A 12,469-nucleotide genomic window follows, 5' to 3' on the forward strand; every position below is an offset into this window, starting at 1 on the left:
AATGATGCAGATCGTTGATACTACTAGGAAGATCGCTTGTCATGATCCCCACCTCCTTCGACTCGGTGCTATGGCGCAGGAACAATTACCGCCACTAAAATAAGGGTTTCGACGTGGCTTGTCAAATTGGTTCGTTTCGATCGGGTATCTTCGTGTCTGTATTGATTTGGCAATCGTGTTTCTGTTGCTTGGCTTGTCTCAATGTCCACTTTCTGGCATCGGTGAGTCGTTGTGCCAGAAAGTGGATACTGACGGGTTGTAATAAGCGGCCTATTTCTTGCATTTCAGGCAGGCTGTGCCAGAAAACGGTCATTTAGCGGCTGCCAGCGGCCGTTTTCTTGCATTCGTTTGGGATTGTGCCAGAAAGTGGTCGCCGAACAGCTGTCGTTGTGTGATTTTGGATGGAGAAAAATACGTCATCGAATACATAACGCGTGTGTCGCCGTATTTCGCTAAAATAAAAGTTTGTTATGCCAAGAGGCGGGCTGCCGCATGGGTTCGCTTCTTCATTTGGGTTCAGCCTTGTGGCTTCGTCCGTTGGTTCGGACGCTCCCGCAGCGGCGAATCGGCAACATTCCGTCGGGTTCCGGCGGAAAAGTAACGGGCGCGTTCGGCATCATTTGCCGCCATGGCACGAAAGTGCGGCGCCGCCCCTGACATGTACGCTGATATGCGGCAGCGACAGGTGAAACAATGGTTAACGCTATTGAGGCATTTGATGCCAAGCACATGAAGCCCTCGGATTCTATCCCGGAGTTCCGTCCCGGCGACACCGTCGAGGTCAACGTCAAGATTCAGGAGGGCAACAACTCCCGTCTTCAGGCGTTCACCGGCATTGTGATCGCGCGCCAGGGCGCCGGCCTGCGTGAGACGTTCATCGTCCGCAAGGTCAGCTTCGGCTGCGGCGTGGAGCGTCGCTTCCCGCTGCACTCCCCGGTGATCGATTCCATCAAGGTGACTCGTCACGGTCGCGTTCGTCGCGCCAAGCTCTATTACCTGCGTGCCCTGCGTGGCAAGGCCGCTCGTATCACCGAGCGTCAGGACAACAGCGCCAAGGCGTGAATGCAGGCCTAACGGCTTTTGTGCGAAACGGCAGTCGGACACTATGTTCCGGCCGCCGTTTTTGCTTTTGCGCTGATTTCGGGTTTACGCGGCGTGAAGACCGGTATCCCTGAAGGCCGGTAGAGAAGAGCTATCGGGGAGTCGGCAGAGGGGGTAGGCAGGCGTTTTGCGACTCTTGAGAAAGTAATACATATGCATGACATCGCTGTACCATCCCACAGACTATGATGGTTTTCGGTTATCGTTGGGTCGCCGTTTCGGGCGGCCGCGAACGTGGACATGCATATACATACGGCAGGAGGCTCGGATGGCAGGGGATGATATGCGTGACGATGAGCGACGCGAAGCCGATTCGCATATCATCGAGGTCGCGGATTACGGGGTGAGCCCCGAACCCCGGCCGCGCGCCCTGCGCAGCAATCCGGAGCACGCCGATTCCGAGTCCGTTGACGACACGTCGTTGCAAGGCTTCCTGAGCTTCGTGATCCCGTTCGCCGTGTTCGTGCTCGTCCTGGTGCTGCTGCGGGTATTCGTCATCGGGGTCTATGAGATTCCGTCCGGCTCGATGGAGGACACCATCCAGATCGGCGACCGGCTGGTCACCAACCGTCTCGCGCGGCCGATGAACAAGCTCAAACGCGGCGATGTCATCGTTTTCAAAGACCCGGCTCACTGGCTCGCAGGCACCGACAATCACGGGTCCGACGACCTCATCAAGCGGATCGTCGGCATGCCCGGTGATGTGGTGGCCTGCAAAGGCAGCGGTTCCCCGGTCACCGTCAACGGCGTGGCGATCGACGAAGCCGCCTATATCAAGCCCGGCAGCGAACCCAGCAATTTCTCGTTCAAAACCAAAGTGAGTGCCGGCAACGTTTTCGTGTTGGGAGACAACCGCGGCAATTCCGCCGATTCTCGTTATCATGCCGACGATGGCAACGGCGGGCTGGTGCCGATGGCCAATATCAGCGGGGTGGCGATGCTGACCTTCTGGCCATTCAGCCATTTCAAGGTGGTCAAGTCGCATCGTGAGGTGTTCGCCGCCGTTCCTGGTGTGCCGAAATCATAAGCTGAAATACGTAGACATGATGACGGGTAATTAAGCAAGTTGGTAATATCGTATTACGTTATGGCAATTTGAGGCGCGTCTGTGGTGGGGTATCCTCGTTTTGGGTAATGGAAGATTGCTGGAAGGCATGATATATGGACGTCGAAGCGGCTTCGGAAGCCAATGGTGACACCGCACGCAAGCGTCGCGGCACGGCCCACCACGTTGCACCGCCGACCTTGGATTTGGAACGTGAACTGGCTGGCGGCGGTTTTGACCTCATCGTCGGGTTCGACGAAGTGGGCCGGGGTGCACTCGCAGGCCCGGTGATGGTCGGGGCGGCCGCGGTATGGGCTCGTGATTTGGCGGAAGGCGGGCTTGACGTGCCGGGCGGCGTCGCCGATTCCAAGCTGCTGAGCGAGCATAAACGCGAGGCGATGTTCGAGGATTTGCGTTCGTGGTGCGCGGCCAGCGCGGTCGGGCAGGCCAGCAACAAGGAAATCGACGAGTGGGGCATAACCTACGCGCTGGGTATCGCGGCCCTGCGTGCGGTGGGTGCGGTGGAACGGGAGCTGAACGTCGGCTCCGACCCGCTTCGCGTCGGAGCGATTCTGGATGGGCCGAACGATTATATTTCCAAGGCCGCCGGAACGTTCGACGCCCCGATCGTCCCGATTTTGCCGGTCGTGACCACCAAGGTGAAGGCCGACCAGAGCTGTGCGCTCGTCTCCACGGCGTCCGTCATCGCCAAGGTGACGCGTGACAGGCTTATGGTCGCGCTGGCGCAGGGCAACCCGAATTACGCGCCATACCAATGGCAGCACAACAAGGGCTACGGTTCCGCCGCGCATCGCGCTGCCATCGCCGAATATGGCCCGACCCCGCTGCACCGTACCAGTTGGCATCTTCTCTGAAACGAAAGACGCTGCAAATGGCTGGAAGACGAACCGGGAAGGCAAAGCGCGTCACGCAACCATCCCGATAGGCAAGACCGAGTAGACTTGTGAGCGTTCACTGAAGGTGTGTCTTGCTGGGCCAAGCACCGGAAAAGCAAAGGGAGACAGGAATGAGCGCTCAACGCAATCCGGGCAAACGGCCGTCGATGTTCGAGGTCGCCAAAATGGCGGGCGTCAGCCATCAGACGGTTTCCCGCGTCATCAATCATTCCTCCGAGGTCTCTGACGCGACCCGCACCAAAGTCCAGCACGCCATCGACGTGCTCGGCTACCGCCCCAGCAATTCCGCTCGGACATTGGCTTCACACCGTTCCCGCACCATAGGGCTGATCGCCGGCGGACTCAGTTTTCTTGGGCCCATTTCCGCGATTTCCGCCATCGAGACCATCGTGCGTCGCCACGGCCTCTTCCTCATGGTCTCCATGGTGCACGAGGCGCGCTGCACGCAAAGCGAATTCGAGGATCTGTGCCGCACCTTCGAAGAGCAGAACGTCGACGCGTTCATTTTCCTGACCCCTACGGATATCATGTTTTCGGCGGCTTGCAGCACCAGGCTTTCAGAACCGCGCGTCCTGATCACCTCAACCCACGGCAACATCTCGATGAGCCGGGCCGGCGGCTTGATGGACGCCGAAGGCCGCGGCCGCACGGCTTTGGTCGGTATCGATCAATGGGGCGCGATGCACGAGGTGGCGCGCCTCATCGCCCGCTTCGGCCACCGTTCGGCGCTGTATTTCGCAGGTCCCGTGCAATGGCGCGATGCGGTGACACGGTTGCTCGGCTGGCGCAAGGCGTCCTCCCAGTTTCGTATCGAATCGCGTGAGATTCGTTGCAATTCTTGGGATTCTTCCGAGGCTTACGCGCGCATGAACCACGAGCTGGAAAGCATCGGCTCGGCCGGTGCCGAAAAACCCACCGTCATCGTCACCGCCAACGACGCCCAGGCGATCGGTGTGACCCGCGCCCTGCACGAGCACGGCTTGCGTATTCCGCAGGATGTCAGCGTCGTCGGTTTTGACGACATGACCGGCGTCAATGACATGTGGCCGCCGCTGACCACCGTTCGTTCCGACTTTGAAGGCCTTGGCACGGCCGCGATGCGCGAGACCTTGCGTCTGCTCGGCGAAGGCGGGGAAACCACGTTCGTATCCAACGCCCACGGGGTCGGTCTCATCCCTGCCGAAATGATTCAGCGCCACTCGCTGGGGCCGGTGCCGCGGCATTAAATGTTGATTGCGTTTTCGGCATCGCGGATGGCGCCGATGGTGATGGCGGTACGCAGCACGTAGGCGTCGCGCGGGTCGTTGGCGTCCCATCCAGTGGCATCGGCGGCGCGTTTGATGCGGTAGCGAACGGTGTTCGGATGGACGTTCAGAGCCTTGCCCGTGGCTTCCAGCGATCCGCCGAAGTTGAGGAACGCCGAGACGGTCGGCAGGGTCGGGTCGTTTTCGTTCTCGCTTTTGAGACTTTGATAGACGCTCTGGTACAGCTCGTCGATGGCGTCGGTATCCCCGACGAGTGCGCGTTCCGGCAGCATATCGGAGGCTCTGGCCGGCCGGGGCATCGGATGTATCGCAGGCATGACGTGGAACGCGCAAAGCACGGCGCCCAATGATCGTGCGGCCCCGGCGACATTGCGTCGTGTAGGCCCGAGGCATACCGGCTTTTCGCGGTCGAACGCTTTCATCACCGCCGTGCACGTCACCTCTGGGGTGGCTGCGCCTTGGACCACGACAAGGCCGATGGTCAATCCGTGGCTGCGTCCGACCAGGCAATATCGGCTGCCAAGGTCGTGGGCGCCTTTGATGAAGATGGATTTCGCCGTTTCGTACGTGATCGCGGGAACGCCTGCGATGGTGAAACAGCTGAACGTTTCCGGCCAGCCCAACACGTGCAGCAGGGAGACGACCCGTTCGTCGTGGATTCCGCGGGCCAGGCATTCGAAGGCTATGGTCTCCAGATTTTCGCGGTTGCCCAGCGCTTCGAAGGCCTTTGCCTGTGCGGCCGCCTTTTCGCTGTCATGGCTATCGGCGATGACGGTGATTGGCGATGTCTGGTTTTGGTCGCTGGAAAGTCTCTGGCCCATAACTTCTTTACCGTGCACGATGTCGGCCGAGCCTGCGGCGAGGCTCAGAAAATCGGCTGGTTTCCGCGACTCCGTGCCGTTGTTGTCGCTATCGTGCATGCTCATACTTACGATTCTAGTCTGTCGATCCCGCAAATTGAGCTGACCGCGGTGTCTGGTTTGTCGGCTACGCCGGCTGTGTCGGCATTGTCGACGCCATTGACTTGTCTCGCACGCGCCTGTGTGCGTGGTATCCGTGAATCCTGCCAGAACGTCAGGAGCACAAAGCCCAGAACGAAGACCAGTGGGAGCATATGACGCTCGAAATTATTGGCCGGGGAGGTGACCATGACCCCCATGAGCAGCAGCAGCGGAAGGTGGGTGGCCAGCGTTTTCCAACGGCGCAGGATGACTTCGGCTGCGCCTAAGAGCAAGGTGAAGATGACGTAGCTGTTGCCGTGGGTAAGCCAGCCGAGCATGGGCTTTGAGCTCCAGTCCTTCGCCCAGTTGGTGACTTTTTTACGCCAGTCGGAGCACCAGTTGCCGATCCAGTCGGTGAAGTTCCCGTTGCCGGCGTAGACGACGTAATAGGTCATGTCGATATACGGCGGATCCATGATGTCGAAATACCCGTAGCTTTTGGCCAGCAGTGCGTCGAGCGCGATGCGCGGGTTGGCCTTGACGATTTCGAGCCATGCGGCGTTGAAGTTCTTCATATCCTTTTTTGTCACCGTTCGCCAGCGATAGCTGACGCGTTTCGTCTGGATTCCCGACGATTTCACCGGGTCGGCGTCCTGCTGGTAGTAGGCTTCGGCCATCTGGTCGAGGTTGAAGATCGGGGCCAGCTTGTTCCTGGCATCCTGCGGGATGCCGTTCGGGTTGAGCACGGCGACGCGCGCGATCTGCTGAAGCTGGACGCCGTGGCTTTCGATGGGATCGCCGTTGATGATGGCGCCGTCGCGCGTGGCCAGCCCGACCGCGCCCTGGAAGGCGATGACCGGCAACAGCATGCCGATGATATAGGTTTTCCAGCGTTTACGGTCGGCGAGCAGGGCTATCACCAGCTCGAAAAGGATGATATATATCGCGTATTTCGCCGAGATCATCATGACCACTGTCGAAAGAAAAAGCGCGATGAAGGTGCGTTTGCGCAGGTGAAGGACGATTCGGTCGTAAGAGGGTTCGCAGTCGAGGTCTGTGGCTGTATCGTTGGCGCCGCCAGCATTCGCAGCCTCGCTGTCGCCTATGGTGTCTGGTTTTCGAGAGGTTGCCGGTGATGTCGGTTTCTTGCTTGGCCGAGGTCGGTGCGATTTCGCGGTACACAGCACTTCGTAACCCACGCCGAACCACCAGACGAATGCAAAGGCGAACAACGGCGATTTGGTCAGGCTTATCGTAGAAAACAGCACCAGGGGGCAGACCAGGAAGAACAGGAGGATGAAAAAGCGGGGAAGCGGGCCGACGAACCTTGAACGTTCGACTTTTTCCGTCTGAAAGTCCGGCCGGCCTGTCTTGCAAGACGAAGCCGAGAGAAGATCGACAAGGCGTTTACGGGGCTTGAGCCAGGGATGGTTGAAGAAACGGTTCGCGGTGGCGGCCAGGCAGAATGCCGCGAAGAGCAGCTGGCCCGAGGCGAGCACGACGATGCCCCAGTCGTTGGAGCCGGTGAAATAGCGGGAAACCGTTCCGGCGGCGCCGTAAATCAGCGTGAGCACGATATTGTGCTGATCGGTCAGATAGGTGGGTTTGGCAGGCCACAGGTAGTGGGCGGTGGGGTAGATGTCCATCGGCACGAAGGAGAAGAAGCCGATATAGGGCTGCCTCATTCCCGTCCATTGGTTCCAGGCCCAGCTGAATTCGCGGAACTGGCTGCGGATATCCGCGCCGAACGCCGCGACGAGAGTGATGGGAACCCAGAGCCAGCCGATGATGAGGATAAGGGCGATTTTCCACCATTTGTCGGTGGCTGCCATCATGCCGCGGTGCGTTCCACGACGGATGCCTGAAGCGATGTGCCCGATGCGTTGCCGAATCCTGGTGCGTAGCCAAAGCCGATTGTCTAGTTTTGCGTTCTGTCTGCCGTTTGACTGGCCGGATGACGCGCTTGTTGAACCGGTGTCTAGATTTCTTGCTTTGCTGTTGGCAAGCTTGCGGGTTCGACGGCGCTCGCGTCTCGCGGCGAGTTTCGCACGAATTCCGAAATCATAAGGAATCAGACATTGCCCGCGTCCGAAACGGACGAGCTCGACGATGACGGCCATGCAGATGACGAACGTTCCCGCGAAGATGGCCGCATTATTCCACGAGAAGGCTCGTATCGTGGCGATTGCGGGATTGAGCTCGTATTGCCGGTACAACGGCCCGAGCGAGGTGCACACCGCGATCCACAGGCTTGCCGCCACCGCCAGCGCCCAGCGCAGGAAAGCGAAAAGCCCGCCGAAACGCGTTGACGTCGCGGACTTCGTGGAGGTGTCGGTATCCGCCGTGGAACCCGGATCGTTGGTTGCCGAATACGAGCAAGCAGCGGGCCGGCTTTCGCCTTCCGACGCCTGCGAATACGGTTCACCGTCGTTTTGGCGGTTTGCTGCATTCGTCGGCTCGGAATTGTTCATAACCGGCATTCTATCGTCTGATATCAACCTCGCCGGTCCCGTCCGCCGCTCGATTTGTAGCAAACCACAAAGGATTTCGACGTCGGGCACGCATACAGTGACCGGTATGAATGATGAGACCGATTTTTCGATTGCGCGGTGTGTAGGGCAGATCGAGGCGCAATATGCGGATTTTGCGCGTCAGGCTGGGGCGCGTAGGCCGCAGATGGCGGAAACCTGCGGAGCCGTGGATGAGCTGGTGACGCTTGCGGCCGTTGACTCGACCAATATCCTGGCCCGGAAGCTGATGGCAAGTGGCGGGCTGAGCGTTATTGATGCACAGGGCGGGCCGCGTTTGATTGCGATATGCGCCGATGTGCAGAGCGCCGGGCACGGGCGTCTCGGGCGGAAGTGGGGCGACAAGGCCGGTGGGGCCTCGTTGCTGGTGACGTTTTGCACCGCGCTGCCGGAGCGCCTGGTGAGCAATTCGCATTACAGCGGATGGTTCACGATCATTGCCGGCCTTGCCGCGCTCGACGCCTTGCATGGGGCGTTGGCCGAGTGCGGTGCGAAACCGCTTGACCGAGCCGGCGACCTTGAGCTCAAATGGCCCAATGACATTTTCTATGAGGGGCACAAACTCGGCGGCATTCTCTCCGAGATGGTCTCGTTGCCGCAGAGGACGGGGCGTTTCAACATTGCCGGAGGTATGGAAGAAAACGGTGACGAGACCCGCGAACCTGCCGTCGGCCTGATGTTCGGCATCGGCATCAATCTCGATATCGCGCGGGAAAATCTGCCGACCCCGATTTCCACTTCATTGCAGCTGCTTTACGGCCCATTGCCCGATTCCGCGAGGATGCGTGACATGGTCGCCGCGCGTCTGGCGGTGTCCCTGAAAAGACGTTTGGCGACTTTCGTCGCCGATCCGCAAACCGAATTGCCGAAGTTGCTCGGCGAGACGCGCAGCAGATGCTGGACGCTGGGACGGCAGGTCGAGGCGAGATTCACCGATGGTTCAACGCTTACCGGCAAGGCGCTTTCCCTCAATGCCGACGCTTCGCTGACGATACGGGACGGGTCCGGCGCCTGTCACGTGGTCAAAACCGGCGACGTGGGTGTGCTGGCCTGAGGTTTGTGCAAACCTACAAAAGCGGGCGGGCGATTTTGTCGATTTGTGCGGTACCTCTGGTGGGGAATAGACGATAGGTTGGAACCTATGGTCAAAAATGTCAATAAACTGTTGGTGGCGAACCGCGGCGAAATCGCGTTGCGGGTTATTCGTACGGCTCACGAAATGGGGATACCGACCGTAGCGATCTACGCCGAGCAGGACAGAGATGCACAATATGTAGAGATGGCCGACGAAGCCTATCTGCTGCATGGGGATTCCTACCGTTCCTATATGGACGAAGACTTGATTATCGACGTGCTGCGCCGAAGCGGGGCCGATGCCGTCCACCCTGGCTACGGCTATCTTTCCGAAATCGCCTCGTTCGCCGACAAGGTCATCAAGGCCGGCGCCACATGGATCGGGCCGAGCCCGACGGCCCTGACGGACCTCGGCGACAAGATCACCGCACGGCGTGTGGCCAAGCGCGCGCACGTGCCTCCGGTGCCGGGTCTCTCCGAGCCGGTCAGCAACATGCGCGAGCTGCTTACCTTCGCGCAGATCAACGGCTATCCGGTGATGATGAAGCGCACCGACGGCGGTGGCGGCAAAGGCATCACCCTCGTGCACAACGACGACGAGCTGCGCAGCTTCTACATGAACCACGACGCCCTCGAAGGCGGTGACCTGGGCGAATACTTCGTCGAACTGTTCATCGACAAGGCGCGCCACGTCGAAACCCAGTCCGGACGCGACAGCCACGGCAACTTCACCGTCTACTCCACGCGCGACTGCACCGTGCAGCGCCGCAACCAGAAGCTCATCGAGGAGGCCCCGGCGCCGTTCCTCACCGACGACGAGACCGAGCAGCTCGAGCGCTACTCCCGCAGCCTGTTCGGCGCCGTCGATTACGTCGGCCTTGGCACCTGCGAGTTCATGGTCACCGCGCAGCACAAGGTCTACTTCCTCGAGGTCAACCCGCGCCTGCAGGTCGAGCACACCGTCTCCGAGCAGGTCAGCGGCCTCGACCTGGTGCGCGAACAGATCAACATCGCCAACGGCGGCGAGCTCACCCAGGCGCCGCAGAGCCACGGCCACGCTTTTGAGCTGCGCATCACCAGCGAGGACCCGGACAAGAACCTCACCCCGTCCGGCGGCACTCTGACTCGTCTGGATTGGCCCAGCGGCCCGGGCATCCGCATCGATTCGGGCGTGAAGGTCGGCGACGTGGTCTCCCCGAAATTCGATTCGATGATGGGCAAGCTCGTCGTCACCGCGCAGGACCGCCAGACGGCGGTCGCCCGCGTGCGTCGCGCGTTGAAGGAATTCAATCTGGAAGGCGTGCCCACCCCGAAGTCGCTGTTCGAGACGATTTTCAACGATCCGGAGTTCACCGCCGAAAATCATCCCTTCTCCGTCTATACCAAGTGGCTCGAGCGCAAGTACCTCAACCGCAAGCCTGACACCGCCGGCAGCGGCCAGCCTGCCTCGCTTTCGGCTGGCGAGGAACAGCAGCCCAAGAAGCAGGAAACCGATTCCTTCGTCATCGAGGTCGACAACAAGCGCGTGAAGCTCACCGTTCCGCGCGACATCGTCGACAACCTCACCGGTTCGGCCCGGGCCCGCGGCTCGCGTCGCCCGACTCAGCCGCTGCGCGGTTCCTCGTCGGGAGCCGTCGAAGAGCGCGCGAAGGTCAACGACGGCAAGTCCGGCGTCATCGACTCGCCGATGCAGGCCATCGTCACCCGCGTCAACGTCGCCGAAGGGCAGAACGTTGCCAAGGGCGACCTGCTGGCGGTGCTCGAGAGCATGAAAATGGAAAACTACGTCTACGCGCCCGTCAACGGCACGGTACAGAAGATCTTCGTGGGTCCGTCCGATTCCGTGGACGCCGGCACCACGCTGATGAAGATCGACGTGGACGGTGCTGCGCAGCGCGAAAAGTCCGGTGCGAACGACAACGCCAAGGACGACGCGAAGCAGGGAGGGGAGCGCTGATGACCGACATCATGACCACCACGGCCGTTGAAAAGGCCATCCAGAGCGACAAACCGATCGAGCAGCAGCCGATTCGCGCCTCCGTGGCCCGAGCCGCCGAACTGGCTCGTGACGCCGAAAACCACGCCCACGATCGCCAGAGCGCCAAAGGCAAGTTCACCGCCCGCGAGCGCCTCGACCTGCTCTTCGACACCGGCACGTTCCAGGAGATCGGCCGATTCTGCGGCGGCAACATCAACAAGGGCATCGCCGGCTCGGCCGTCATCACCGGTTTCGGCGACGTCTACGGTCGCAAGGTCGCCGTCTACGCGCAGGACTTCTCCGTGCGCGGCGGCACGCTCGGCCATGCCGAAGGCGAGAAGATCTGCCATTTGATGGACATGGCGCTCGACTTGAAGATTCCGGTCGTCGCGCTGATCGATTCCGGCGGCGCGCGCATCCAGGAAGGCGTCGAGGCGCTGACCCAGTACGGCCACATCTTCCGCAAGACCTGCGAGGCGAGCGGCTATATCCCGCAGCTTTCGCTGATTCTCGGACCCTGCGCGGGTGGCGCGGTCTACTGCCCGGCCCTGACCGACCTGATCATCATGACCCGCCAGAACTCCAATATGTTCGTCACCGGCCCTGACGTCGTCAAATCCGTGACCGGCGAGACGATCTCGATGGAGGACCTCGGCGGCGGCAAAGTGCACAACGCGGTCTCCGGCGTAGCGCATTATTTGGGCGAGGACGAGGCCGACGCCATCGATTACGCGCGTACGGTGCTTGCCTATCTGCCTTCAAGTTCCGAGGACAAGCCGCCAATCTACGCCTACGCGGCCACCCGTTCGGACCGTGCCACGGCCGAGCGTCTGAGCACCATCGTTCCCGACAACGACCGTCAGCCTTACGATATCTGCGAGGTCATCCGCTGCATCGTCGACTACGGCGAATTCGTTCAGGTGCAGGAGCTCTACGCCAAGTGCGCGGTGGTCGGTTTCGCTTGCATCGAAGGCCATCCGGTGGGCATCGTGGCCAACCAGCCCAACGAGCAGGCCGGCATTCTCGACGTCAATTCCAGCGAGAAGATCGCACGGTTCGTACGCCTTTGCGACGCGTTCAACCTGCCCGTGGTCACGTTGGTGGACACCCCTGGCTACAAGCCCGGCAGCGACCAGGAGCACGCGGGCATCATCCGCCGCGGCGCCAAGGTCATCTACGCCTACGCCAACGCTCAGGTGCCGATGGTCTCGGTGGTGCTGCGCAAGGCTTTCGGCGGCGCCTATATCGTCATGGGTTCCAAGGCCATCGGCGCGGACGTCAACTACGCCTGGCCGTCCAGCCAGATCGCGGTGCTCGGCGCTTCGGGCGCGGTCAATATCATCCACCGCAAGGACCTGCACAAGGCGGCCGAACGTGGCCAGGACGTTGAGGCTCTGCGCCAGCAATACATCGACCAGTACGAAAGCGAGACACTCAACGCGAACCTTTCGCTGGAAACCGGCCAGATCGACGCGATGATCGACCCGGAGCAGACGCGCGACGCCATCGCCGAATCCCTGCGGCTGCTGCGTGGTAAGAAGCGTACGCGCCGCACCGACAAACACCATGGGAACCAGCCCATGTAGGCCCGTGCAGCGTTTGAGCACAAAGCGCAATCCA

The 12,469-nt window shown here is 60.7% G+C and carries 9 protein-coding genes; 7 read left to right on the forward strand and 2 right to left on the reverse strand.

Features of this window, described 5'->3' with window-relative positions:
• Positions 1 to 693: 693 nt before the first annotated feature.
• The 4 genes from rplS (at position 694) to OZX71_RS01685 (ending at position 4,289) form a co-directional block, all read left to right on the forward strand.
• The gene (gene rplS, locus OZX71_RS01670) at positions 694 to 1,062 is read left to right on the forward strand and encodes a 50S ribosomal protein L19 (RefSeq protein ID WP_277145678.1); all 369 of its coding nucleotides are present in this window, start codon (positions 694 to 696) and stop codon (positions 1,060 to 1,062) included.
• A 307-nt stretch (positions 1,063 to 1,369) separates the two neighbouring features.
• On the forward strand, positions 1,370 to 2,128 hold the full coding sequence (gene lepB, locus OZX71_RS01675; RefSeq protein WP_277160261.1) for a signal peptidase I: 759 nt from the start codon (positions 1,370 to 1,372) through the stop codon (positions 2,126 to 2,128).
• 134 nt (positions 2,129 to 2,262) lie between these two features.
• Positions 2,263 to 3,021: a ribonuclease HII gene (locus tag OZX71_RS01680; protein WP_277160262.1), complete on the forward strand. Its 759-nt coding sequence runs from the start codon at positions 2,263 to 2,265 to the stop codon at positions 3,019 to 3,021.
• Positions 3,022 to 3,173: 152 nt separating this feature from the next.
• Positions 3,174 to 4,289 carry a LacI family DNA-binding transcriptional regulator gene (locus tag OZX71_RS01685; protein WP_277160263.1) on the forward strand — a complete coding sequence of 372 codons (1,116 nt, stop codon included), beginning with the start codon at positions 3,174 to 3,176 and terminating at the stop codon, positions 4,287 to 4,289.
• Here the strand turns inward: OZX71_RS01685 and OZX71_RS01690 are convergent.
• Positions 4,286 to 5,254 (reverse strand): helix-turn-helix domain-containing protein, encoded by a 969-nt coding sequence (locus OZX71_RS01690; RefSeq protein WP_277160264.1) that lies wholly within the window; start codon positions 5,252 to 5,254, stop codon positions 4,286 to 4,288. The genes OZX71_RS01685 and OZX71_RS01690 overlap by 4 nt on opposite strands.
• Positions 5,255 to 5,256: 2 nt before the next feature.
• A complete protein-coding gene (locus tag OZX71_RS01695; RefSeq protein ID WP_277160265.1) occupies positions 5,257 to 7,740 on the reverse strand; it encodes a DUF6020 family protein in 2,484 nt (827 codons plus the stop codon).
• 106 nt (positions 7,741 to 7,846) lie between these two features.
• Here OZX71_RS01695 and OZX71_RS01700 point away from each other — a divergent pair, with 106 nt between their 5' ends.
• From OZX71_RS01700 to OZX71_RS01710, 3 genes are all read left to right on the forward strand, one after another.
• Positions 7,847 to 8,851, forward strand: coding sequence for a biotin--[acetyl-CoA-carboxylase] ligase (locus OZX71_RS01700; protein WP_277160266.1), 1,005 nt, complete (start codon positions 7,847 to 7,849; stop codon positions 8,849 to 8,851).
• Positions 8,852 to 8,938: 87 nt separating this feature from the next.
• Positions 8,939 to 10,828, forward strand: coding sequence for a biotin carboxylase N-terminal domain-containing protein (locus tag OZX71_RS01705; RefSeq protein ID WP_277160267.1), 1,890 nt, complete (start codon positions 8,939 to 8,941; stop codon positions 10,826 to 10,828).
• Complete coding sequence (locus OZX71_RS01710) at positions 10,828 to 12,435, forward strand: acyl-CoA carboxylase subunit beta (RefSeq protein WP_277160268.1); 1,608 nt, start codon at positions 10,828 to 10,830, stop codon at positions 12,433 to 12,435. Before OZX71_RS01705 ends, OZX71_RS01710 begins: the two co-directional genes overlap by 1 nt.
• The last annotated feature ends 34 nt before the right edge of the window (positions 12,436 to 12,469 follow it).

The sequence above is a fragment of the Bifidobacterium sp. ESL0764 genome (assembly GCF_029395515.1).
GTDB lineage: Bacteria > Actinomycetota > Actinomycetes > Actinomycetales > Bifidobacteriaceae > Bifidobacterium.